The organism is Streptomyces sp. NPDC059696 (genome assembly GCF_042733745.1).
Classification (GTDB): domain Bacteria; phylum Actinomycetota; class Actinomycetes; order Streptomycetales; family Streptomycetaceae; genus Streptomyces.
Genome location: NZ_JBHWFG010000029.1, coordinates 17016 through 38753, shown reverse-complemented (window position 1 = coordinate 38753; position 21738 = coordinate 17016). Strand labels below are relative to the sequence as shown.

General features: G+C 71.3%; 21 protein-coding genes. 11 read left to right on the top strand and 10 right to left on the bottom strand.

Features of this window, described 5'->3' with window-relative positions:
• The first annotated feature begins 139 nt into the window (after nucleotides 1-139).
• The 8 genes from ACFV20_RS27550 (at nucleotide 140) to ACFV20_RS27515 (ending at nucleotide 7793) form a co-directional block, all read left to right on the top strand.
• A complete protein-coding gene (locus ACFV20_RS27550; RefSeq protein WP_385660939.1) occupies nucleotides 140-949 on the top strand; it encodes an NAD-dependent epimerase/dehydratase family protein in 810 nt (269 codons plus the stop codon).
• A gap of 312 nt (nucleotides 950-1261) precedes the next feature.
• On the top strand, nucleotides 1262-2029 hold the full coding sequence (locus ACFV20_RS27545) for a DeoR/GlpR family DNA-binding transcription regulator (RefSeq protein WP_385660936.1): 768 nt from the start codon (nucleotides 1262-1264) through the stop codon (nucleotides 2027-2029).
• 90 nt (nucleotides 2030-2119) lie between these two features.
• Nucleotides 2120-3493, top strand: coding sequence for an ABC transporter substrate-binding protein (locus tag ACFV20_RS27540; RefSeq protein ID WP_385660933.1), 1374 nt, complete (start codon nucleotides 2120-2122; stop codon nucleotides 3491-3493).
• On the top strand, nucleotides 3490-4431 hold the full coding sequence (locus ACFV20_RS27535; protein ID WP_385660931.1) for a carbohydrate ABC transporter permease: 942 nt from the start codon (nucleotides 3490-3492) through the stop codon (nucleotides 4429-4431). The genes ACFV20_RS27540 and ACFV20_RS27535 overlap by 4 nt, the downstream gene beginning before the upstream one ends.
• Nucleotides 4428-5252 (top strand): carbohydrate ABC transporter permease, encoded by an 825-nt coding sequence (locus ACFV20_RS27530; protein ID WP_385660928.1) that lies wholly within the window; start codon nucleotides 4428-4430, stop codon nucleotides 5250-5252. The genes ACFV20_RS27535 and ACFV20_RS27530 overlap by 4 nt, the downstream gene beginning before the upstream one ends.
• Nucleotides 5249-6238, top strand: a complete 990-nt coding sequence (locus tag ACFV20_RS27525) for a zinc-dependent alcohol dehydrogenase family protein (protein ID WP_385660925.1) — start codon at nucleotides 5249-5251, stop codon at nucleotides 6236-6238. Before ACFV20_RS27530 ends, ACFV20_RS27525 begins: the two co-directional genes overlap by 4 nt.
• Nucleotides 6239-6316: 78 nt before the next feature.
• On the top strand, nucleotides 6317-6538 hold the full coding sequence (locus tag ACFV20_RS27520; RefSeq protein WP_385660922.1) for a hypothetical protein: 222 nt from the start codon (nucleotides 6317-6319) through the stop codon (nucleotides 6536-6538).
• A 64-nt stretch (nucleotides 6539-6602) separates the two neighbouring features.
• Nucleotides 6603-7793 (top strand): TerD family protein, encoded by a 1191-nt coding sequence (locus ACFV20_RS27515; protein WP_385661113.1) that lies wholly within the window; start codon nucleotides 6603-6605, stop codon nucleotides 7791-7793.
• Between the two features lie 47 nt (nucleotides 7794-7840).
• Here ACFV20_RS27515 and ACFV20_RS27510 read toward each other — a convergent pair whose 3' ends face one another.
• From ACFV20_RS27510 to ACFV20_RS27475, 8 genes are all read right to left on the bottom strand, one after another.
• Nucleotides 7841-8422 (bottom strand): TetR/AcrR family transcriptional regulator, encoded by a 582-nt coding sequence (locus ACFV20_RS27510; protein ID WP_385660920.1) that lies wholly within the window; start codon nucleotides 8420-8422, stop codon nucleotides 7841-7843.
• Nucleotides 8423-8508: 86 nt separating this feature from the next.
• Complete coding sequence (locus ACFV20_RS27505; protein ID WP_385660917.1) at nucleotides 8509-9546, bottom strand: LacI family DNA-binding transcriptional regulator; 1038 nt, start codon at nucleotides 9544-9546, stop codon at nucleotides 8509-8511.
• A gap of 278 nt (nucleotides 9547-9824) precedes the next feature.
• Nucleotides 9825-10229, bottom strand: a complete 405-nt coding sequence (locus tag ACFV20_RS27500) for a VOC family protein (protein ID WP_385660914.1) — start codon at nucleotides 10227-10229, stop codon at nucleotides 9825-9827.
• 158 nt (nucleotides 10230-10387) lie between these two features.
• Nucleotides 10388-11404 (bottom strand): 1-aminocyclopropane-1-carboxylate deaminase, encoded by a 1017-nt coding sequence (locus ACFV20_RS27495; RefSeq protein ID WP_385660911.1) that lies wholly within the window; start codon nucleotides 11402-11404, stop codon nucleotides 10388-10390.
• Between the two features lie 50 nt (nucleotides 11405-11454).
• Nucleotides 11455-12096: a GntR family transcriptional regulator gene (locus tag ACFV20_RS27490; protein ID WP_385660908.1), complete on the bottom strand. Its 642-nt coding sequence runs from the start codon at nucleotides 12094-12096 to the stop codon at nucleotides 11455-11457.
• A gap of 171 nt (nucleotides 12097-12267) precedes the next feature.
• Complete coding sequence (locus ACFV20_RS27485; protein WP_385660905.1) at nucleotides 12268-13851, bottom strand: TROVE domain-containing protein; 1584 nt, start codon at nucleotides 13849-13851, stop codon at nucleotides 12268-12270.
• A gap of 342 nt (nucleotides 13852-14193) precedes the next feature.
• On the bottom strand, nucleotides 14194-15642 hold the full coding sequence (locus tag ACFV20_RS27480) for an alkaline phosphatase PhoX (protein ID WP_385660902.1): 1449 nt from the start codon (nucleotides 15640-15642) through the stop codon (nucleotides 14194-14196).
• A 156-nt stretch (nucleotides 15643-15798) separates the two neighbouring features.
• Nucleotides 15799-17217, bottom strand: coding sequence for a hypothetical protein (locus ACFV20_RS27475; protein WP_385660900.1), 1419 nt, complete (start codon nucleotides 17215-17217; stop codon nucleotides 15799-15801).
• A gap of 314 nt (nucleotides 17218-17531) precedes the next feature.
• Between ACFV20_RS27475 and ACFV20_RS27470 the strand changes: the two genes are divergently transcribed.
• A complete protein-coding gene (locus ACFV20_RS27470; RefSeq protein WP_385660897.1) occupies nucleotides 17532-19361 on the top strand; it encodes an endonuclease/exonuclease/phosphatase family protein in 1830 nt (609 codons plus the stop codon).
• A gap of 51 nt (nucleotides 19362-19412) precedes the next feature.
• On the opposite strand, the gene ACFV20_RS27465 is transcribed toward ACFV20_RS27470, so the two are convergent.
• Nucleotides 19413-20099: a hypothetical protein gene (locus ACFV20_RS27465; protein ID WP_385660895.1), complete on the bottom strand. Its 687-nt coding sequence runs from the start codon at nucleotides 20097-20099 to the stop codon at nucleotides 19413-19415.
• A 392-nt stretch (nucleotides 20100-20491) separates the two neighbouring features.
• Here ACFV20_RS27465 and ACFV20_RS27460 point away from each other — a divergent pair, with 392 nt between their 5' ends.
• Nucleotides 20492-20956, top strand: coding sequence for a hypothetical protein (locus tag ACFV20_RS27460; RefSeq protein ID WP_385660892.1), 465 nt, complete (start codon nucleotides 20492-20494; stop codon nucleotides 20954-20956).
• A 22-nt stretch (nucleotides 20957-20978) separates the two neighbouring features.
• Here the strand turns inward: ACFV20_RS27460 and ACFV20_RS27455 are convergent, their stop codons facing one another.
• Complete coding sequence (locus tag ACFV20_RS27455) at nucleotides 20979-21143, bottom strand: hypothetical protein (protein ID WP_385660889.1); 165 nt, start codon at nucleotides 21141-21143, stop codon at nucleotides 20979-20981.
• Nucleotides 21144-21545: 402 nt separating this feature from the next.
• Here ACFV20_RS27455 and ACFV20_RS27450 point away from each other — a divergent pair, with 402 nt between their 5' ends.
• Nucleotides 21546-21716, top strand: a complete 171-nt coding sequence (locus ACFV20_RS27450; RefSeq protein WP_385660886.1) for a hypothetical protein — start codon at nucleotides 21546-21548, stop codon at nucleotides 21714-21716.
• The last annotated feature ends 22 nt before the right edge of the window (nucleotides 21717-21738 follow it).

Genomic DNA, 21738 nt, shown 5'->3' with positions numbered 1-21738 from the left:
GACACACCTGCGGATTCACCCCTCCGCGGCCCCCTTGACGGGTTCCGTCCCGCCTCCTTAGCGTGTCCACGCATATGAATACCGTGCGCTCATGTGCACGATGGCGATCAGCACGGCCCGCGATCAAGGAGATCCGAGGATGCCCGCTCCCCGCACCGTCCTGCTCACCGGAGCCGCCGGCGGCCTCGGCACGCTGATGCGGGACCTGCTCCCGGCCTACGGGTACGACCTGCGCCTGCTGGACCTGCGGCCGATCGAAGGCGAGCCCGACGCGATCACCGCCGACCTGGCCGACCGGGACGCGGTGCGCGAGGCGGTCCGGGGCGTCGACGCGATCCTCCACCTCGCGGGGATCTCGCTGGAAGCCCCCTTCGAGAAGATCCTCAAGGCCAACATCGAGGGCACCTACCACCTGTACGAGGCCGCCCGCGAGGAGGGCGTCGGCCGGATCGTCTTCGCCTCCTCCAACCACGCCGTCGGCTACACCCCGCGCCCCCGGGGCGACGACCCCCTCATCCCGGTCGACACCCCGCGCCGCCCGGACACCTTCTACGGCCTGTCCAAGTGCTTCGGCGAGGACCTCGCGCAGCTCTACTGGGACAAGCACGGCCTGGAGACGGTCTCGGTGCGCATCGGCTCCTGCTTCCCCGAGCCGACCAGCGTGCGCATGCTCTCGGTGTGGATGAGCCCCGCCGACGGCGCCCGCCTCTTCCACGCGGCCCTGACCGCCGAGCGTGTCGGCCACACCGTCGTGCACGGCTCCTCCGCCAACACCCGGCTGTGGTGGGACCTCGGCACCGCCCGGGCCCTCGGCTACGAACCGCAGGACGACTCCGAGCCCTACGCCGAGAAGCTCATCGCCGAGCAGGGCGAACTGCAGGACGGCAACGAGGCCCACGCCTACCTCGGCGGCCAGTTCGTGACGGACCCGCCGATCTGGCCGTACTGACCGGAAAGAGCCGCCACCGGGGCGGTCGGGCAGAGAACGGGCCCGACCGCAGCCCTGTCCGGGCACGGACCGTGTCCCGGCCGTAGGCGCGACAGCGCCACGCCAGGGGCGCGGGGAACCGCGCGACCAGCCACGACACACCCGCGGCCGCCGCACCACCACACCACCCGAGCCGAGGGGCCCGCCCCGCCCGAACGGGCACACGCGGGCAGCATCGGGCCCGGATCAGGCCTGGTCACCCCGCCCCGCCCGCTGTAGAACTTTCCCCCAGGAGGCCCGAACGGGCAGACAGCACAGCAAGGCGGGTGAGCCATGACCAGGACCGCGGAAGAACGCCAGCGGGAAATCGTACGGACCGCCCGCACCACCGGCTCGGTCGACGTCACGACCCTCGCCACCGAACTGGGCGTCGCCAAGGAGACCGTACGCAGGGACCTGCGCGTCCTGGAGGACCACGGCCTGCTCCGCCGCACCCACGGCGGCGCCTATCCCGTGGAGAGCGCCGGTTTCGAGACGACGCTCGCCTTCCGCGCCACCAGCCACGTCCCGGAGAAGCGCCGGGTCGCGGCCGCCGCGGCCGAACTCCTCGGCGACGCCGAGACCGTCTTCGTCGACGAGGGCTACACCCCGCAGCTCATCGCCGAGGCACTCCCCCAGGACCGGCCGCTGACCGTGGTCACCGCGTCCCTGCCGGTCGCCGGCGCCCTCGCCGAGGCCGAGCACGTCTCCGTGCTGCTGCTCGGCGGCCGGGTGCGGCGCGGCACCCTCGCCACCGTCGACCACTGGACGACGAAGATGCTGTCCGGCTTCGTCGTCGACCTGGCGTTCATCGGCGCCAACGGCATCTCCCGCGAACACGGCCTCACCACCCCCGACCCGGCCGTCAGCGAGGTCAAGGCCCAGGCCATCCGGGCCGCCCGGCGTGTGGTGTTCGCGGGCGTCCACACCAAGTTCGGAGCGGTCAGCTTCTGCCGGTTCGCCGAGGTCGGCGCGCTGGAGACGATCGTGACGAGCACCCTGCTCCCGGCCTCCGAAGCCCACCGCTACTCACTGCTCGGACCTCAGGTCATCCGCGTCTGACCCACCCCTCCCCCTGTCCCACCGGGCACAGCCGTGCCCTGGTGCGCCCTTTGTCTCCCCATATCTCCCCATATCTCCCAGGAGCGATCCATGCGAACCCAGAGCCGACGACGGCCACCGCGAGCCCCGCTCGCCCTGGCCGCCGCAGGGACGCTGCTCGCCCCGCTGCTCTCCGGCTGCTGGGTCGGCGCGGGCGGGGCCGGATCCGGCGGCGACGCCATCAACGTCCTCATGGTCAACAACCCCCAGATGGTCGAGCTGCAGAAGCTGACCCGCGCCCACTTCACCGAGGAGACGGGCATCAAGGTCAACTTCACCGTCCTGCCCGAGAACGACGTCCGCGACAAGATCAGCCAGGACTTCGCCAACCAGGCCGGCCAGTACGACGTCGCCACCCTGTCCAACTACGAGATACCGATCTACGCCCGCAACGGCTGGCTGCACGCGATGAACGGCTACGTCGCCGAGGACCCCGCCTACGACGAGCAGGACGTCCTCAAGCCGATGCGCCAGTCCCTCACCGCGGACGACGGCAAACTCTACGGCCAGCCCTTCTACGGCGAGTCGTCGTTCCTGATGTACCGCAAGGACGTGTTCGAGAAGAACGGCCTGACGATGCCCGCGCACCCCACCTGGCGGCAGGTGGCGGACCTCGCGGCGAAGACGGACGGCGCCGAACCGGGCATGAAGGGCATCTGCCTGCGCGGCCTGCCCGGCTGGGGCGAGGTCATGGCCCCGCTCACCACGGTCGTCAACACCTTCGGCGGCACCTGGTTCGACAAGGACTGGAAGGCGCGGCTCGACTCCCCGGCCTTCCGGAAGGCGACGAAGTTCTATGTCGACCTGGTGCGTGAGCACGGCGAGTCCGGCGCCGCCCAGTCCGGCTTCGCCGAGTGCCTCAACAACATGACCCAGGGCAAGGTCGCCATGTGGTACGACGCCACCTCCGCAGCCGGGTCCCTGGAGGCGGCGAACTCCCCGGTCAAGGGCAAGGTGGGTTACGCCCCCGCCCCCGTCGAGAAGACGAAGTCCTCCGGCTGGCTCTACACCTGGGCCTGGGGCATCCAGAAGGCCTCCCGCAACCCGGACAACGCCTGGAAGTTCGTCTCCTGGGCGTCCGGCAAGGGCTACGAGCAGCTGGTCGGCGACCGGGCCGGCTGGTCGAACGTCCCGGCCGGAAAGCGGGCGTCGACCTACGCCAACGCCGACTACCGCAAAGAGGCCGCCGCCTTCCAGGAGATGACCAAGCAGGCCATCGAAGGCGCCCGGCCCGAGGATCCCGGCGTCCAGCCGCGGCCCGCGCCCGGCATCCAGTTCGTCGGCATCCCCGAGTTCACCGACCTCGGCACCAAGGTCTCCCAGGAGATCAGCGCGGCCATCGCCGGACGCCAGTCCGTCGAGTCGGCCCTGACGAAGTCCCAGGCGCTCGCCCAGAAGATCTCCGAGGAGTACGAGGGACGATGACCGCCACCGCAACGGCCCCCGTGGCCTCCCCCGAGGTACCCCGCCCCGTCCGCAGGCCCTCCGCCCGGCTGCGCGCCTGGGCCACCCGGGCCCCGCTGCTGCCCGCCCTGATCTTCATGATCGTCGTCACCCAGCTGCCCTTCGTGGCCACGCTGGTGATCTCTTTCTTCGACTGGAACGCCCTCTACCCCGACGCCCGGCACTTCACCGGCGTCGACAACTACCAGGAGGTCCTCACCGACCCGGACCTGCGCCACTCGGTGTGGACGACCGTCCTGCTGACGGTGGCCGTGGTGCTGGCCAGCCTGGTGCTGGGGCTCGTGCTCGCCCTGCTGCTGGACCGGAGGTTCCGCGGCCGGGGCATCGTCCGCACCCTGCTCATCGCGCCCTTCCTGGTGGTGCCCGTCGCCGCGGCCCTGCTCTGGAAACATGTGCTCTACAACCCTGAATACGGCCTGCTCAATGGGTTGTTGCACTATGTGGGCGGTCCACAGCCCGACTGGATCTCGAACACCCCGCTGCTCGCGGTCGAGGCGTCCCTCGTGTGGCAGTGGACGCCGTTCATGATGCTGATCCTGCTCGCCGGACTGCAGAGCCGCGACCACGAGCAGATCGAGGCGGCCCGGGTCGACGGCGCGAACGACTGGCAGATCTTCGTCCACCTCACGCTGCCGCACCTGCGCCGCTACCTCGAACTGGGCGCCCTGCTGGGCTCGATCTACATCGTCCAGAACTTCGACGCGGTCTTCACGATCACGTCCGGCGGCCTCGGCACCGCCAACCTCCCCTACACCGTCTACCAGAGCTTCTACCAGGCCCACGAGAACGGCCTCGCCTCGGCCGCGGGCGTCCTGGTGGTCATCGGCTCGATCGTCATCGCGACCTTCGCCCTGCGCGTGGTGTCGTCCCTGTTCCGCGAGGAGGTGTCCCGCGCATGAGCGTCGTACGCCGCAACGGCCTGGGCCTGCTGGCCTGGCTGGCCGGGATCGTGTTCTTCCTGCCCATCGCGTGGATGGCGCTGACGTCGTTCCACTCGGAGTCCGACGCCGCCACCAACCCGCCCTCCTTCGCGGCCGCCCTCACCCTGGACGGCTACCGCGAGTTCTTCGGCGCCGGCGGCGGCGCGAGCCCCTGGCCGGCCCTGATCAACTCCACCGTCGCGTCCGTGGCCTCGACCCTGCTGGTCCTGCTGCTGGCCTTCCCGGCGGCGTACGCGCTGTCCATCAACCGCGTCCGCAAGTGGACGGACGTGCTGTTCTTCTTCCTGTCCACCAAGATGCTGCCGGTCGTGGCGGGCCTGCTCCCGATCTACCTGTTCGCCAAGAACGCCGGGATGCTCGACAACATCTGGCTGCTGGTCATCCTCTACACCTCCATGAACCTGCCGATCGCGGTGTGGATGATGCAGTCCTTCCTCGCCGAGATCCCGGTCGCGGTGATCGAGGCGGCCAGGGTGGACGGGGCCCGGCTGCCCACGGTCCTCACGCGCGTGGTCGCCCCGATCTCCCTCCCCGGTATCGCCGCCACCGCCCTGATCTGCTTCATCTTCAGCTGGAACGAGCTGCTGTTCGCCCGGGTGCTCACGGGCGTGGTCGCCGAGACCGCCCCCGTCTTCCTGACCGGCTTCATCACCAGCCAGGGCCTGTTCCTGGCGAAGGTGTGCGCCGCGTCGCTCGTCATCTCCCTGCCGGTGCTCGCCGCGGGGTTCGCCGCCCAGGACAAGCTGGTCCAGGGCCTGTCGTTGGGAGCCGTGAAATGAAGGCCGCCGTCATCGAGTCCGTGGGCAAGGCCGTCGTCGCCGAGGTCCCCGACCCGACGCCCGGCCCGCGCGAGGTCGTGGTCGAGGTCGCGGCCTGCGGCCTGTGCGGAACCGACCTGCACATCCTCCAGGGCGAGTTCGCCCCGGAACTGCCGATCGTGCCCGGTCACGAGTTCGCCGGCGAGGTGGTCGGGGTGGGCACCCGGGTCACGGAACTCTCGGTGGGTGACCGCGTCGCGGTCGACCCGTCCCTGTACTGCTACGAATGCCGCCACTGCCGTACCGGCCACAACAACCTCTGCGAACGCTGGGCGGCGATCGGCGTGACCACGGCCGGAGGCGCGGCACGGTACGCGGTCGCCCCGGTGGCCAACTGCGTGCGGCTCCCCGAGCACGTCCGCACGCAGGACGCGGCGCTCGTCGAGCCCCTCTCCTGCGCGGTGCGCGGCTACGACGTGCTCCGCTCCCGCCTCGGCGCGCACGTGCTGATCTACGGCTCCGGCACCATGGGACTGATGATGCTGGAGCTGGCCAAGCGCACCGGTGCGGCGAGCGTGGACGTCGTCGACGTGAACCCGGCCCGCCTGGAGACCGCCCGCCGCCTCGGCGTCTCGGCGTCGGCGGCGAACCCCGACGAACTGGACCGCCCGCAGGGCTGGGACCTGGTCGTCGACGCCACGGGCAACGCGGCGGCGATCCAGGACGGTCTGGACCGGGTGGCCAAGGCGGGCACGTTCCTGCAGTTCGGCGTGGCCGACTACGCGACCCGCGTGACGATCGACCCGTACCGCATCTACAACCAGGAGATCACCATCACCGGCTCGATGGCGGTGCTGCACAGCTTCGAGCGGGCGGCGGAGCTGTTCGCGGGCGGCGTCCTCGACCCGGACATCTTCATCAGCGACCGCATTCCGCTGGAGCGGTACCCGCAGGCGCTGGAGCAGTTCGCGGCAGGGGTGGGCCGGAAGATCGTCGTCGTGCCGTAAGGCCAGGCCCGGGGGTCCGGCGGCGGGGGCGGGCGAAATTCGCTGGGGCGCCCGCCTCCCGCCTCGTACCCTCACGGCATGCCGAGACCTCATGGATTCACCTACGAGCAGCACACGGGCGGAACGATCCGCATCAGCCACCACGGCCGCCCCGCCACCACCCTGAACGGCCCCCGGGCCGCGCAGTTCCTCGCCGAGGTCGAGACCTCCGACCCCCAGCTCGTCATAGCCCGCTGGACCGGCAACTACAAGCGCGGCAACGAACGCACCGCCCGCAACCACCCGCGCAACCGCCGCTGACCCGATTGGCCGCAGGGTAAGGGAACGGCAAAGTCGCCTCGCTCGTTCACCCGGCATGACAGCTATGACCCCCGGCTCGAACATCCCCCTGTCCGCCGCCCGCGTGACGGTGGACGTCGCCGCCCCGGTGCGGCTCGACGTATCGGGCCTGCTGCTCACCGCCGACGGCAAGGTGCGCTCCGACGACGACTTCATCTTCTACAACCAGCCGTCGGGCCCGGGCGTGACGTACCGCTCGGGCGGCGGCAGCGCCCCCGACGCGATCGTCGTCGACACGACGGCCCTCCCCCCGGGCATCGAGAAGATCGTCGTCACGGCGAGCCCGGACGCCGCGGGCCAGACCTTCCAGGGCATCGAACCGACGGCCACCATCCGCAACGCGGACGACGGCTCCGTCCTGGCCTCCTTCACGCCGCCGCAGCTCGGCAGCGAGACGGCCCTGGTGATCGTGGAGATCTACCAGCGAGGCGGTCAGTGGAAGGCCCGCGCCGTCGGCCAGGGATACGCCAACGGCCTGGCGGGCATCGCCACGGACTTCGGAGTCACCGTGGAGGAGCCGGCCGCCGCGCCCCAGCCGGTGACCCCGCCGGCCCCCGTGCAGCCGCCCGCCCCGCCCGTCTCCGCCCCGGCCGCTCCTCCGGCCCCGGCCACACCTCCCCCGCCCGCGCCGGGCACCGGGAAGATCAACCTCGACAAGGGCCGCGTCAGCCTCCAGAAGAACCAGACGGTCTCCCTGATCAAGGGCGGCCGCCCGCTGCTCTCCCAGGTCAGGATGGGTCTGGGCTGGGAGCCGGCGTACCGCGGCAAGGACATCGACCTGGACGCCTCGGTCATCGCCTACGGACCGCAGCGCAACCACATCGACAGCTGCTACTTCGGCAAGCTCCAGATCGTGGGCGGCGCCATCCGCCACTCCGGCGACAACCTCACGGGTGAGGGCGGCGGGGACGACGAGACCATCATGGTCGACCTGGGCCGCCTGCCCCAGGAGGTCACGGGCCTGGTCTTCACGGTCAACTCGTTCTCGGGCCAGAAGTTCACGGAGGTCGCCAAGGCCTACTGCCGCCTCCTGGACGGCACCACCGGCGAGGAACTGGTCCGCTTCGACCTCACCTCCGCCGAGCCCCAGACGGGCGTCCTGATGGCCAAGCTGATCCGCCAGTTCTCCGGCGAGTGGGAGATGACGGCCATGGGCGACTTCGTCAAGTCCCGCACGGTCAGGGGGATGGTGAAGCCGGCGGCCCAGGCCCTGTAAGCCACCGCACCGGACACCAGGGCGCCCCCGCACCGGGGGCGTCCGGATCACCGCGTGGCCGGCGCGGCTCCCAGTCCCTCCACCAGCAGCGCCAGATACCGCCGGAGGTGCCGGTCCTGCCCGTCCGCGAGTTCCGACGCGGTCGCCACCCCGTGAGCCAGCCGCAGCACGTCGATCGCCTCGACGTCCGCCCGCAGCGTCCCCTCGGCCTGCGCCGCCCGCACCAGCCGCCCCGCCGCCGCCTTCACCGAGTCGCCGCAGGCCGGGTTCACCAGGGGCCCCGCATCCGTGACGGCCGGGCCCAGCAGCGCCTTCAGACCCCGCATCCGGATCATTCCGACGCCCAGTTCGTACAGCCACTCCCGCAGCGCGCGCCCCGGCGGCAGTTCGCTCGCGAGCACCCCGGCCCGGGCCGCGATCGCCTCCACGCGGTCCAGGTACGCGGCCTCCAGCAGCGCCTGCCGGGTCGGGAAGTGCCGGTAGAGCGTGCCGGAGCCGACTCCGGCGCGCTTGGCGATGTCGTCGAGCGAGGCGCCCTCCCCGTGCTCGGCGAACGCCTCGACGGCCACCCTCAGCAGCCGCTCGTGGTTGCGCCGGGCGTCCGCCCGCATGGGCCTGACCTGCGCCACGCGCCCCCTCCTCACCGACCGGGAATCCACCGCGCACTCTACCCAGCCGCGCGGGCCGGCCCCGGGCCCGTGCGGGGACCCGCCCCTCAGGCGGAGCCGCGCACCACGAGTTCGGGTGTCACCCACGCGTCCGCGCCGCGCAGCGGCTCCTCGCCCGCGCGCAGCCGGGCCACCTGTTCCACGGCCAGCCGCCCCAGCTGCCGCTTGTCGATGTGCAGGGTGGTCAGGGCGGGTTCGACCAGCTCGCCCAGCGAGAGACCGTCGAAGCCGAGCACGGCCAGGTCGTCCGGGACGTGGCGGCCCCGCCGGCGGGCGGTGCGCATCGCCCCGATCGCGATGAGGTCGTTGAAGCCGAAGACCGCGGTGACCTCGGGCCGCCGGGCCAGGAGCCGTTCCGTGCCGGCTTCGCCGCCCGCGACACTGTGCTCGGGGCACGTCACGACCCAGTCCTCGTCGACCGCCAGACCGAGCCGCCGCGCCTGCTCCAGGAAGGCCTGTCTGCGGGGCCCGGGTCCGTGCACGCCGTCCAGCATGCCGATCCGGCGGTGCCCCGCCCGGAACAGATGGTTCATGCCCTGCTCGACACCGGCACCGGCGTCGATCCCGACGGCGGCGAACCGGGTCTGCTGCGGGCCACGCTCCAGCAACACCAGCGGTACGCCCCCGAGATGCCGGGTGAGCACGTCGTCCGGGTCCTTGAAGTAGCCCACCACCGCGTCCGCCTGGTGGGAGAGCACGTCGAGCGCCTCACGCTCCCGGGCCTCGTCGATCCGGGAGTCCCAGACGACGACCTGCCAGCCGCGCGCCTCAGCCGCCTCCAGCACACCGGCGGCCACCTCGGGGAAGAAGGGGTTGCGCAGGTCCGGGATGACCAGGCCGGCCGTCACGGCACCCTTCTGCACGAGCCCGCGCGCGAACCGGCTGGGCCGGTAGTCCAGGAGCCGCGCCGCCTCCAGGACCCGCTCCTTGGTGCCGGGATCGATCTCACCCTTGTCGTTGACCGCCCGGGAGACCGTCTGCCGAGACACTCCGGCCAGTCGGGCCACATCATGGATCGTGGCCCGGCGCCGGACACCGTCGGGCCGCTCGGCACCCGACTCCGCAGGCTGATTGTCCGTCCGCACGTCCAGCACTGTATCCGGCGCGCAACAGCACGCTGCCGCGCGCCTGAGGCAAGGGGCATCGCCCCCGGTGCGGCACGCATGCCCGCAGCCAGGGGCGAGCCACGACGCAGCCGCAGCCGCCGGCGACGCAAGGGGACGTGTCGGGGGGTGTCGGCCCGCAGCGGTTGGCGCGTCAACGAACAGTCAGTCGGCACGCACGTCCATCGCGCCGTTCCGAGGACGGACACCCCCCGACGCGGCCCCGACCCCCACCCGGCGTCAGGCGAAGACGCACACCCTCAGCCGCCGAGCTCGGTGAACAGCGTCAGCTGCAGCGCACCCGGAGCTTCGAGGCGTGCGTTCAGGGAGTTCCAAGGTGTCCGGGTCGGCTCGGCCACCACCTCCGCCCCCGCTTCCGCCAGCTTCGCCGTCGTGGCGGCGGAGTCGTCCACCTGGAAGGCGACCCGGATGTGCCCGGCCACCCGCCGCCCCACCTCGACCTCGTCGATGAACGCGGCATGGTTCGGATCGGTCAGCTCCAGCGTGGCCCGCCCGGCGTCGAGGATCGTGACCCGCCCGCCCTCCGACGCGAACGCGCCCTGCTCGGGCAGACCGAGCACGTCCCGGTAGAAGTGCAGCGCGGCGTCGTAGTCCTCGGCGGTCACGACCAGGCGGAGTTCACGGACAGCGGGCTCGTCGGACATGCGGCACCTCCAGGCCGTAGGGTGTCCGGCACAACCCGGCACCCCACCGGATGATTCCCGCACGGGCGGTTCCAGCACTGCCACCGCCGCGCACCGCACCGCACCGCACCGCACCGCACTCAGAACGACGCGCTGTACTCAGAACAACGCGCTTGTACTCAGAACAACGCGCTGTACGCGTTCAACGCCGGCTGCCCGCCCAGATGGGCGTACAGCACCGTGGAATCACGCCCGATCTCACCGTTCGACACCAGGTCGATCATCCCGGCCATGGACTTCCCCTCGTAGACGGGATCGGTCACCATCCCCTCCGTCCGGGCCGCGAGCCGCATCGCCGCGAGTGTCGTCTCGTCGGGGACGCCGTAGACGCCCGCGTGGTACCGCTCGTCGAGTTCGACGTCGGACTCGGCCAGCTCGCGCTTCAGACCGATGAGGCCGCCGGTGCGGTGAGCGATCCGGGCGATCTGGGCCCGGGTGGTGGCCGGTTTCGCGGAGGCGTCGATGCCGAGCACACGCCGGGGCCGTCCGCCCGCCTCCACCAGCGCGGCGAACCCGGCGACCATGCCGGCCTGGGTCGACCCGGTCACCGAGCACACCACGACGGTGTCGAAGAAGACGCCCAGCTCCCGCTCCTGCTGCACCACCTCGTGCGCCCAGGCGGCGAAGCCGAGCCCGCCGAGGGGATGGTCGGAGGCACCGGCCGGAATGGCGTACGGCTTCCCGCCGCCCTCCTCGACCTCCCTGAGCGCCTGCTCCCAGCTCTCCTTGAACCCGATGCCGAACCCGGCCTTCACCAGCCGCACATCGGCCCCGGCGAGCCTGCTGACGAGGATGTTGCCGACCTTGTCGTACACGGCGTCGGGCCAGTCCACCCAACTCTCCTGCACCAGGACGCACTTGAGTCCGGCCCGGGCGGCGACGGCCGCGACCTGGCGGGTGTGGTTGGACTGCACGCCACCGATCGACACGAGGGTGTCGCACCCCTGGGCGAGCGCGTCGGCGACCAGGTACTCCAGTTTGCGGGTCTTGTTCCCGCCGTACGCGACACCGGAGTTGCAGTCCTCGCGCTTGGCCCACAGGGAGGCCCCACCGAGGTGTGCGGTGAGCCGCTCGAGACGGTGGACGGGCGAGGGCCCGAAGAGCAGGGGGTAACGCTCGTAGGCGGAAAGGGGCACGGGTCCTCCCGGGGTCGGGTCGGGGTGAGGGCCGGGGGCGGGGCCCGGCCTCAGTCGGCGAGCTCTTCGAGCCCCCGCCAGATCTCCGCCGTGACACGGACCGCCCCGTCCACGTCACCGGCCGCGCAGGCCTCGATCAGCCGCTCGTGCAGCCCGGCGGACCGGCAGCTGCCGCCCTCGCCGAAGCGCCTCCGCTCCAGGCGGCGGATGAGCGGGGTGTAGCGGGCGACGGTGGCGGCGGCCGCGCGGTTGCCGCTCGCCCGGACGAGGACGTCGTGCAGTTCGTCGTCGGCCCGCAGCGCCGCGTCCACGTCCCCTGCCGCGACGGCGGCGGCGAACCGCTCGTTGGCGGCGCGCATGGTCGTGAGGTCGGCGGCATCCAGCCGGGGGACGGCCGTTCGCGTCGCGAGTTCGTGCAGGGCACCGACCACGGCGGCGGCGTCCCGGACATCGGCGGCGACCAGCGGGGTCACCCGGGTGTAGCTCTGGGGCTTGCTCTCCAGCAGCCCCTCGTCCACCAGCCGGGAGAACGCGTCCCGCACCGGTGCCCGGGACAGCCCGAGCCGCTCCGCGAGGTCGGCGTCCCGCACCACCGCGCCGGGCTCGATCTCCCCGGCCACGATGGCGTCCCGGATCGCCGCGTACGCCCGGTCCCGGAGCAGGGTGCGGGGCACGGGCCGGATGGCTTCCATGAACTGACATGTTAGATGTCAGTACACCGCTCAACAAGATGCGCGCACGACACCACGTGCGCGCACGGCACCACGGCCCGCGAATGCGCGTACCAGGCCGCTCCACCCACGAGGCCGAACCACCACAGTTACCGTGGCCCGCACTCCCCACGCGGTGCGGGCCACGGTCGCTCAGGCCGCCCAGGGCCAGTCGGCGTCCCGGGAGGCCTCGATCAGCGGAACCATCCGGAACGCCGCGTCCGAGAGCCCCCCGAACGTGTGCCGGCTACCGGTGCCCGACGGGCCGTGGCCCGCCCGGTAGCCCGCGAGGTTCCAGGTGTAGACCGGCACGTCGGCCGGTACCTGCTCGGTCGGGTCGCCCCGGTGGTCGTGTGTGTACTGCTCGTCGGTGACGATCAGCACCCGGTCGTGCTTCTTGTAGTGCCGGCGCACCGCCTCCGTGGTGTCGGTGCCGCCCAGGTCGCCGAAGCGCCCGAGGACCTTCAGCACCGACTCACCGGCACGGAACGGCACGCGTCCGCTCGTCGAGCCGAACTCGACCAGGTCCGCGCGCTCGGCCCGCAGCGCGAGCGCCGTGCCGAAGATCGCCGCCGCGTCGGCCCGGGTCAGCTCCGAGCGGTCGGACAGCCGCGACCAGAACATCGAGCCGGAGCGGTCCACGAGCACCAGCGTCCGGCCGGGCAGCGCGGGCACGTTGGCCAGCGAGTGGCCGAGGGCCTGCTCCAGCGCGTACGACCAGCGCAGCGAGGGCGCGTGCTGGTAGGCGGCCAGGTACCGGAAGGGGAACTGCCGCGAGCGCGCGACCTCGGCCGGGTCGCTGATCCGCGCGGCGACCCGCTCGGCCACCTCGTCCGAGACCCCGGCCTCGTCGAAGTTCCGCAGGTTGCGCACGAGCGCCATGGTCCCCATGGAGGGGATGACGGCCTCCCAGGCCGCCTTGTCCATCGGTCCCTGCAGCCAGCCCGCCAGCGCCTCCCAGGTCATCCCTGCCGCTGCCAGCCGCTCGGCGCCGTCCTCGGCGGTGACGACCGCACGCCGGTCCTCCACCGGCAGCGCCATCAGTGCGCCGTGCGCGGTGAGGACGGGGTCGGACGCGGGCGGCACGGCGGTGTCCGGGTGGTGCCGGCGATCGAGGGCGTACCGGAACAGCTCGCCCTGCCACGGCTTGTCCGGGTCGGGCGCCGCGTGCACGAGGTTGAGGATGTCGCCGAAGCGGTAGCCCTTGGACGCGGTGTCGTACTTCAGCAGCGCCCTGCCGTGGTACAGGCGGCGCACGGCGTCGGCGACACCGCGCTTGACCGGCTTCGGCACGTTCCGCCCGTACATCGCGGTCCAGTACGCGAGCAGTTCACCGGGCTCGTCGGGGCGCTGCAGGACGGAGGCGATGACCTGCCGGTTGGACGGGCCGTCGATGACGCCCGCGTCCAGGCGGGCCCTGACGTACTCGGCGGCGCCGACGACCGAGGCCGTGCGCAGATTGCCCGGGCCGCGCAACCAGCCGAGCAGGCCGGCCGTCCACTCCGGTTCGCTGACGGCGAGTTCGCGTACGAGCCGCTGGAACCGGTCGTCACGGTCGGCGCCGGTCTCGTAGAAGGTCTGCTGAGAGACGAAGTGGGAGACGGCGAGCAGGAAGAGCTCGGAGCGGACGTCCCGCTCACGGCCCCGGCCGCCCTCGTAGGTGCGCAGCACACGCCCGGTGGACGTCACGCGCGAGACGGGACGCGCGCGGGCCGCTTTGGAATTGAATCGCGCCATGGTGAATTCCCCCGAATTCATACGTGTTTCGGGGAAGACGCTGCATGCGGGAAAAGAAGTGGGCGCCCGAGGACAGAAGTCGGCGACGGAATCATTCAGATGCTCTACCCATTGAGCTACAGCGACCCGAAGTCGCTGACGGGACTCGAACCCGCAACCGTCCGATCCAGGAAGTAACCGTTGCCTTCGCACCGGGCACCCACCACATGCTGCGCCTCCCGAGATCAAGTCGGCGGCGGCGTCGGATTCTTTGGAAGAGAAGTAGCCGCTGCCATCGCACCGGGAGGTGCGTGACGTTGTGATCTCACTGTAGGAGGCGCAACTCGGGAACTGCGAGCGAATTTACGACCGCTTCTGCCGCTTCCAGGGCCCGGTGATGGCGAGCATGATGCCGGGCGTCTGGATGTTGGCGTAGAGGGTGCGGCCGTCGGGAGAGAAGGTGACGCCGGTGAACTCGCTGTACTCCGGCTCCTCTTCGGTGCCGATGTTGAGTTCGTTGCGGGCGATCGGGTAGGTGCGTCCGCTGTCGGTGGCGCCGAACAGGTGCTGAACCCCTTCCCCGTCCTCGGCGATGACGAGGCCGCCGTACGGCGAGACGGTGATGTTGTCGGGGCCGTCGAACGCGCCGTCCTTCGACGGGTCGGGGTTCACGCCGAGGAGGACCTTCAGCGTCAGCGTGCGGCGCTTGGGGTCGTAGAACCAGACCTGGCCGTCGTGCTGGACCGGGCTCTCCGCACGGGCGAAGGAGGACACGATGTAGGCGCCGCCGTCGCCCCACCACATGCCCTCCAGCTTGCGGGCGCGGGTGACCTCGCCGTCCTTGAACTGCTTGCGCACGGGGGTGGTGCGGGCGTCGCGGTCGGGGACGTCCACCCAGTCGACGCCGTACACGGTGCCGATCTTCGTGGCGCGGGACAGGTCGTCGACGAACGTGCCGCCCGAGTCGAAGCACTTGGGCGCCTGGAGGACGCCGGCGTCGTCGGCGAGCTTCCGGAACTTGCCGGGGCCGTACTCGAAGCCGCGCGGCGGGGTCCAGCGGAAGAACAGGCCGTTGGGCCCGGCGGCGTCCTCGGTGAGGTAGGCGTGGCCGCGCTTGGGGTCGATGACGACGGCCTCGTGGTCATAGCGGCCGAAGAACTTCAGCGGCTTGGGGTCGCGGTTGGCGCGCCGGTCGCAGGGGTCGACCTCGAACACATAGCCGTGGTCCTTGGTCATGCCGTTGACGCCGGCCTTGTCGGAGTTCTCCTCGCAGGTGAGCCAGGTGCCCCAGGGGGTGCGGCCGCCGGCGCAGTTGGTGGAGGTGCCGGCGATGCCCACCCACTCGGCGACGCGTCCGCCGGGGCGTACCTCCACGACCGTGCAGCCACCGGCGGCGGCCGGGTCGTAGACGAGGCCCTCGGTGAGCGGGACCGGGTACTGCCAGTTGGCGCGCGGGCCCTTCAGCTCGTGGTTGTTGACGAGCAGGGTGGTGCCGCGGGGGCCGTCGAAGGTGGCGGTTCCGTCGTGGTTGGAGGGCGTGAACTCGCCGGACTCCAGCTTGGTGCGGCCGCTGTAAGTCACGATCGTGTAGGTGAAGCCGGCGGGCAGGGCGAGAATGCCCTCGGGGTCCGCGACGAGCGGTCCGTAGCCGACTCCGTGCCGCGCGTCCGCCGCCCCGTCCGCCGCGCTGAGGGTGTCGTCGGAGGCGAGGGCGTTCGGCGCGGTGGCGAGGGCGCCGACACTGCCCGCCAGCGCGACACCGGCCCCGGTGATCGCGGAGGTTCTGGCGAAGTCCCTGCGGGTGAGCGACATGGTGTGTCTCCTGAGACGGTGAGTATGCCGTGGGAGGTGGCGGACCTCGTTCGGCGAAACCGTCCCGCTCATCCGTGAACACCAGTTGAACAACACCCCGGGGGCGCGGGGAACTGCGCGACAAGCCGAGACGACGCCCGCGCCCGCGAGACGGGATCAACCCCCCTGCTGGGATCGCGCCTTGAACGCCGCCTTCCGCGCTTCCTTCGCCACCTTCTTGTCGGGATGCAGCCGCCCCATGGCCTCCAGCACATCGGCGGTCGCCGGGTGGTCGACCCGCCAGACGGCCTCGAAGAACCCGCCGTGCTGCCGCGCGAGCCCTTCCACCAGTGCCCGCAGTTCCTCGGAGTTCCCCTCCGCGGCGAGCTGCGCGGCCACCGTGTCGATGGTCAGCCAGTACACCATCGCCTCGGACGGCGCGGGCACGTCCGCCGCACCGTGCTCGGTCAGCCACACCCGGGCGAGCCCGCCCAGCTCGGCATCGTCGAGCACCTCCCGCAGGGCGGGCTCGGCGGAAGCACCGACCAGCGACAGGGCCTGCTGGCACCGCAACCGCCGCAACGGCGCCCCGGCGTCGGCGCCCCGGGCCGCCGCCAGCAACTCCCGCGCCGCGGAGAGCGGTTCCCGCCGCCGGAGCCACTGCTCGGTCTCGGCCTGCGCCGCACCCGGCGGGAACTGCGCCGTGCCGTCGAGCAGCGCGTCGGCCCCCTTGTCGGCGAGGTCCCCGACGGCCGGGGCGTCGAACCCGGCCTCCAGCAGCCGCGCGCGCATGCCGTACAGCCCGAGCGGGGTGAGCCGGACCATGCCGTAGCGGGAGACGTCGGTGTCGTCGACGGGTGCCGCGGGCTCCTCGTCGGCGTCGGCCATGAGCGCCTCGTCCACGGGCTGGTACTCGACGAATCCGGCGGGCTCCAGCATCCGGAACTGGTCGTCCAGCCGCATCATCGCGTCGGACACCTGCTCCAGGACGTCGTTGGTGGGCTCGCCCATGTCGCTGGGCACGATCACCGAGGCGGCCAGCGCGGGCAGCGGCACCGGGGCGGCGTCGGGCGCGTCCTCGCCGGCCGTCAGCAGATAGAGGTTGCCCAGCACGCCGTCGAGGAACTCGGCCTCGCCCTCGGGGTCCCAGTCGAGGGCGGAGAGATCGACCTCGCCGTCCTCGTCGACGAGTCCGTCCAGGTCGGGGACGCTCGCGTCGGTGAGCACGGTCTCCAGCGCGGCGAGCCACACGGCGAGCACGTCCTGCGGCGAACCGCCCGTGAGCACGGCCAGGTCCGCGCCGGCGGTCACCGTGCCCTCCTGCTCGTCGACGACCTCGACGAGCCCGGCGTCCACGGCGACCCGCCAGGCCTCGCTCGCGTCGGCGGCGGCGTCCTCCCCGGTCAGCCCGAGCACCTCGGCGGCCGCGGGCAGCTGCTCGTCCACGAGCCCTCCCCCGGCGTCGACGCGGGTGTCCGGCCCGGCCCAGCGGGCGAGCCGGGCGGCCCGGGACAGCAACGGCGTGGACAGCGCATCGCGCGCCAGCTCCGCTTCGTGGTGCAGCCGCACCGGCGGCAGGGGGGAGCTGTCTGACATCGGCTGGTTCTCCTAGCGCGCCTCATGTGACTCAACCGCTCAGCCTAGACGGATATCCACCCATGCCGCCCACTTCATCTCCCCGTCGACTGCCGTCCATGGCCGAAACCTTGACAAGTGACATGCACAGGCTGGAGATTGACGCGCGTAGAAGTCGGCGGACAGTTGTTCACCGGGCCGGCCCCACCAGGCCCACCCGTCCAGACCGTTCTACGCGCGTCACCGCATCCGCCCCACAGGTAGCGACAGTCCAGCCTTTCCACACGTCTCCGCCCTCGTCCCGGCGCCCTGTCACGTCCCCGGAGGGAATCCCGTTGCCGAGCAAGTCGTCCGCGCGTCTCGCCGCGCTCACCGTCGCCGCCGCGTGCTCCGCGGCATCCACGATCGTCCTCACCAGCCCCGCGCACGCGGAGTCGGTCCGCATCCACGACATCCAGGGCAGCACCCGGATGTCCCCGTACGCCGGGAAGCAGGTCACGGATGTGGCCGGAATCGTCACCGGCATCCGGACCTACGGCTCGTCCCGCGGCTTCTGGATCCAGGACCCGAACCCGGACGCCGACCCGGCCACCAGCGAAGGCGTCTTCGTCTTCACCGGCTCGGCACCGAAGGGGGTCGCCGTCGGTGACGCCGTCACGGTCGGCGGCACGGTCACGGAGTACGTCCCCGGCGGAGCGACCTCCGGCAACCAGTCGGTGACGGAGATCACCAAGCCGGCGACCACGGTCGTCTCCAGCGGCAACGCGCTCCCCGCCGCCACGGCGATCACCTCCCGCTCGGTCCCCGCCGCCTACGCGCCCACCGGCGACACCGCCGCGGGCGGCTCGGTCAACGCGCTCCCCCTCAAGCCCTCGACGTACGCGCTCGACCACTACGAGGCGCTGGAGGGCATGTCCGTACGGGTCACCGACACCCGCGTCGTCGGCGCCACCGACCCGTACACCGAGCTGTGGGTGACGGTGAAGCCGCACGAGAACCGCAACCGCCACGGCGGCACGGTCTACGGCTCCTACGACGACCAGAACACGGGCCGCCTCCAGATCCAGTCCCTCGGCGCGACGGCGGACTTCCCCAAGGCGAACGTGGGCGACACCCTCACCGGCACCACCGCGGGCCCCCTGGACTACAACCAGTTCGGTGGCTACACCCTCGTAGCGAGCGAGCTCGGCACGCTGAAGAGCGCGGGCCTGGAGCGCGAGACGACCCGCAAGCAGCGTTCCTCCGAACTCGCCGTCGCCACCTACAACGTCGAGAACCTCGACCCGTCCGACGACACGTTCGCCGCGCACGCCGCCGCGATCGTGAACCACCTGAAGTCGCCGGACATCGTGTCCCTGGAGGAGATCCAGGACAACAACGGCGCGACGAACGACGGCACGGTCGCCGCCGACCAGACCCTCACCAAGCTGATCGACGCGATCGTCGCGGCCGGCGGCCCGAAGTACGACTGGCGCTCGATCGACCCGGTGAACAACACCGACGGCGGCGAGCCGGGCGGCAACATCCGCCAGGTGTTCCTCTTCAACCCCGAGCGCGTCTCCTTCGCGGACCGCGCGGGCGGCGACGCCACGACGGCCACCGCCGTGACGAAGATCCGCGGCAAGGCCCACCTCACCCTCAGCCCCGGCCGCATCGCCCCCGCCGACGAGGCCTGGAAGAACAGCCGCAAGCCGCTGGCCGGCGAGTTCGTCTTCCGCGGCCGCACGGTCTTCGTGATCGCCAACCACTTCAACTCCAAGGGCGGCGACCAGGGCCTGACCTCCCAGTACCAGCCGCCGTCCCGCAGCTCCGAGACGCAGCGCCACCAGCAGGCCACGCTGGTGAACGCCTTCGCCAAGGACATCCTCGACACGCAGAGGAACGCGGACGTCATCGCGCTGGGCGACATCAACGACTTCGAGTTCTCGCAGACCGCGAAGCTCCTGGAGGGCCGCGGCGAACTCTGGTCGGCGATCAAGTCGCTCCCGCGCAGCGAGCGTTACTCGTACGTCTACCAGGGCAACAGCCAGGTCCTCGACCAGATCCTGGTCAGCCCGTCGATCCGCCGCGACTGCGACATCGAGTACGACAGCGTGCACGTCAACGCGGAGTTCAACGACCAGATCAGCGACCACGACCCGCAGGTCCTGCGCTTCCGCCCGTGACACCCCGTGGGCCCGGCCGGACGTCCCTCCGGCCGGGCCCACGCGCACGGATCAGTCCGGCACCAGCCCCAGAGCGTGCTCGTACCGGCTGCCGGTGACCTTCCCCAGGCCCGGATACGTCCGCACCCGCTCCCAGGAGTCCGTCGACGGCGCGGCCATCGCCGCCTCGTAGGCCCCGGCGCTCTCCCATTCCGCGTAGTTCAGCACGTGTCCGCCGTCCGTACCGAGATGGAAGTGCGCGGACATCAGCCCGGCGTGCCCCGCCGGATCGTCGCCCAGCCCCTTGAGCACGAGGTCGACCCACTCCTCCCGGCGGTCCCGCGCCCCGTCCTCGAAGTCGATCCGCACGGTGACGATCAGACCCGGCACCCGTGCGTCCCCGACGGCGCGCTCCCGGCTCCGGTAACGCCGGTACCGCCCGAGCCCCACCCGCTCGATCCCCGGCACGGCCGTGTCGATCTCGTCGACCCGTTCCTGCCGGTGGGCCTTCACGAACGACTCGTAGGCCTGCTCCGCGGTCCACTGCGAGTAGTGCATCAGGGTGGACCCGTTCTGCCCCGCGTACACGTGATAACCCAGCAGGTCCCCGGCGGGCCAGGGCCTCCGCTCCCAGGCCCGCCCGATCGCCTCCACCGCCTGCCGCTGCCGCTCGGGCGTCCCCACGCGCCATGTGCTGAAGAAGGGAGCACCGATGCGGGGGTCGGTCGGATCAGGGTGCAGCTCGGTTCGACGGGTCATGAACACTCCAGTCGTAGCGCCGGTCGCGAACACACCCCACTTTTCAACCTCGACCAAGGTTGAGGTCAAGCACCCGGCGCGCGACCGAGCCCCGTTGAGCCCGCAGCCCGGCGTGACGGGGTGCCACCCCCAAGCTCTCGGCTCCGCTCACACAGGGGGAACCCCCACGCCCACCCGTGCCGCCCCAGCGGGGCAGTCCAAGTACAGATCGGAGCCACAGGGGCTCTGACCAGGACCGGAGGGCAAGGCAGTGGACCACCTCACCTGGCACAAGGACTCGGCGGGTAGCTACTACGCCACCAACGCCAACGGACAGCGCATCACCTCGGCGCGCAAGTGCGTGGATCGGGACGGGGGCCGGTTTCGGCTTCACCTTCGGCGGCCGTCGCCTAATGGACTGCAAGGAGCTGACCGCCCGCCACATCGAGCGCATCTACGGCGAGGGTGAGTGGGAGCTGCTCTCCGCCCGTGACCTGAAGCCCGGCATGATCGTCACGACCAACACCATGCGCGAGGAGCGGGAGATCGTCGCTGTCTCCGTCGACACCGACGCGCAGACCGTCTCCGTGCAACTCGCCTCCGAGAGCGCTCGGAAACTCGGGGTCACAACCGGTGACCGGGCGCAGCAGGAAGCGACTACCCCGATCATCCGCCACTGTGGGCAGGTGCGTCCTGGCTTCACTGCCCGGCATCACGGGATCGTCCGAAGGGGCACGGCGGGAAGCGCCGGAACGCCCTCGGTGCGCCGTGGTGGGACGAGAGAAGCTGAGTCACGGCCCCCTCGGTTCAGTGGGGATCGAGTGCCAGCGTTCGGCTCGGCCTTCACCAAGCTCGGCCGCGCCGGGCGGCATGGGTAAGTCGCCCGGCGCGGCCGGTTGGTCACCTGCGGTCGGCCTTCACTTCGTCGCGCACCGCGCGAAGAGAGCGAATCGCAGTGATCATCTTTTGGGAGAGCGTCGGAACCTGATCGAAGAGATGTCCCACAACCGTGAAACACCCAACGACGGCCGCCGTTCCGACGGTTACCCAGCCCGCCAGTTCCATGTAGCTCCTTTCGAGGGGGACCGACACGGCATTGCGCGCACCGTGTCGCGCAGCCACGGGCTTGCACCCCATTCGCAAGGCCATGGCACTGCCTTGTTGCCGATCCGCTCCCGAACTACATGTCCCCTTTGAGCAAGCTGAGTTTACCCACCCCAGCCCAATGTATCTGGGAGTTCTGAACGTGAGCCGTGGCTACAGCACCGCTCACCTCGGAGGAAAACGATCTCCCGGAACGACCACCCCATCCGGGGCGCACCGTAGCTCCCGCCGCTCGACGGCGGTTGAGCTGGGCACACCGCGAGAGTCCGCCATCCCGAGGGAGGGCTGGCAGGGGAAGCCGAGGGCACCCCGAGCGCGAACCGTACGCGCGATCTCCCATCCACAGAAGGAGGTCGCACACCCGTGCCCGAGACCAACCCCGCCGCCCTGTCCTGGGTCGGCTACACGTCCCGCTACCTCACGCTCCCCGCGAGCGAGCCGTTCCGGCTCTCCCCTCGGAAGCTGGCCCGGAAGTGCTCGATACCCGCAGCCGAGTTCGAGTCCGGTCTCCGCTCCCTGCAAGAGGAGGGCTGACTTCGGCAACTCCATTACGACA

Excerpts from the sequence above, each read along its gene's own strand:
- ACFV20_RS27550 (WP_385660939.1), top strand. The coding sequence starts at position 140 with ATGCCCGCTCCCCGCACCGTCCTGCTCACCGGAGCCGCCGGCGGCCTC.
- ACFV20_RS27545 (WP_385660936.1), top strand. The coding sequence starts at position 1,262 with ATGACCAGGACCGCGGAAGAACGCCAGCGGGAAATCGTACGGACCGCC.
- ACFV20_RS27540 (WP_385660933.1), top strand. The coding sequence starts at position 2,120 with ATGCGAACCCAGAGCCGACGACGGCCACCGCGAGCCCCGCTCGCCCTG.
- ACFV20_RS27535 (WP_385660931.1), top strand. The coding sequence starts at position 3,490 with ATGACCGCCACCGCAACGGCCCCCGTGGCCTCCCCCGAGGTACCCCGC.
- ACFV20_RS27530 (WP_385660928.1), top strand. The coding sequence starts at position 4,428 with ATGAGCGTCGTACGCCGCAACGGCCTGGGCCTGCTGGCCTGGCTGGCC.
- ACFV20_RS27525 (WP_385660925.1), top strand. The coding sequence starts at position 5,249 with ATGAAGGCCGCCGTCATCGAGTCCGTGGGCAAGGCCGTCGTCGCCGAG.
- ACFV20_RS27520 (WP_385660922.1), top strand. The coding sequence starts at position 6,317 with ATGCCGAGACCTCATGGATTCACCTACGAGCAGCACACGGGCGGAACG.
- ACFV20_RS27515 (WP_385661113.1), top strand. The coding sequence starts at position 6,603 with ATGACCCCCGGCTCGAACATCCCCCTGTCCGCCGCCCGCGTGACGGTG.
- ACFV20_RS27500 (WP_385660914.1), bottom strand. The coding sequence starts at position 10,229 with ATGTCCGACGAGCCCGCTGTCCGTGAACTCCGCCTGGTCGTGACCGCC.
- ACFV20_RS27490 (WP_385660908.1), bottom strand. The coding sequence starts at position 12,096 with ATGGAAGCCATCCGGCCCGTGCCCCGCACCCTGCTCCGGGACCGGGCG.
- ACFV20_RS27485 (WP_385660905.1), bottom strand. The coding sequence starts at position 13,851 with ATGGCGCGATTCAATTCCAAAGCGGCCCGCGCGCGTCCCGTCTCGCGC.
- ACFV20_RS27480 (WP_385660902.1), bottom strand. The coding sequence starts at position 15,642 with ATGTCGCTCACCCGCAGGGACTTCGCCAGAACCTCCGCGATCACCGGG.
- ACFV20_RS27475 (WP_385660900.1), bottom strand. The coding sequence starts at position 17,217 with ATGTCAGACAGCTCCCCCCTGCCGCCGGTGCGGCTGCACCACGAAGCG.
- ACFV20_RS27465 (WP_385660895.1), bottom strand. The coding sequence starts at position 20,099 with ATGACCCGTCGAACCGAGCTGCACCCTGATCCGACCGACCCCCGCATC.
- ACFV20_RS27460 (WP_385660892.1), top strand. The coding sequence starts at position 20,492 with ATGGACTGCAAGGAGCTGACCGCCCGCCACATCGAGCGCATCTACGGC.
- ACFV20_RS27455 (WP_385660889.1), bottom strand. The coding sequence starts at position 21,143 with ATGGAACTGGCGGGCTGGGTAACCGTCGGAACGGCGGCCGTCGTTGGG.